The sequence below is a fragment of the Bacillus sp. 05T22 genome (assembly GCF_056396765.1).
Genome location: NZ_JBFTMC010000272.1, coordinates 1 through 601 on the forward strand (window position 1 = coordinate 1; position 601 = coordinate 601).

At 36.1% G+C, this 601-nt stretch carries 1 protein-coding gene and 1 pseudogene; both read right to left on the reverse strand.

Features of this window, described 5'->3' with window-relative positions:
* Positions 1 to 35: 35 nt before the first annotated feature.
* Positions 36 to 161 (reverse strand): annotated as a pseudogene (locus AC1DIT_RS28340) (serine/threonine protein kinase); the annotation flags it as partial.
* 99 nt (positions 162 to 260) lie between these two features.
* Positions 261 to 601: recombinase family protein (locus tag AC1DIT_RS28345; protein WP_476998622.1), on the reverse strand; the 341-nt coding region annotated here is incomplete at its 5' end.

Sequence of the window (601 nt, forward strand, 5' to 3'; positions counted from 1 at the left end):
CTGTCCCTAAACACTTCCAAATTCTAGGAATATGTCCCTAAACACTTCCAAATTCTAGGAATATCTTTAACTACTACAGGCTCGAATTCATCCTCACTTCTTATGCTTACCTCTTTTAATAATTCGTCCTTTATCAATCCCACAAAACTATTTATACTCATCATTTCCACTCCGGTTTTGCTAAAAGGGGGCCCACCCACATTTTAACGAATGTTGGTGCTACCTCAATTACTATCTTAACAAATTAAAATTTTGTCTCTCTATTCTTTCATTCTTTCCTCATACTGTTTAGCAAGCTTATAAAAAGAAGAACGTTTGATGCCATACTTTTTCATGGCTCCTACTGCTGTAATTGAACCAGATTTCCATTCCTTGTAAGCATCCGTAAATTCTTCTGTTATTTCAACAGGCGGACGTCCTAAACGTCTACCTTGTTTTCTGGCAAGAGCAATTCCTTCAGCTTGACGTTGTTTAATATCAATTCGCTCTTTTTCTGCAAAGGCAGATAATATTGTCAGTGTTGCTTTTTGAATTGCGCTCTGAATAACATCATTTGTACTTTCTCCAGTGTAATTGACGTTAATGTATGGTTCCTTTATAA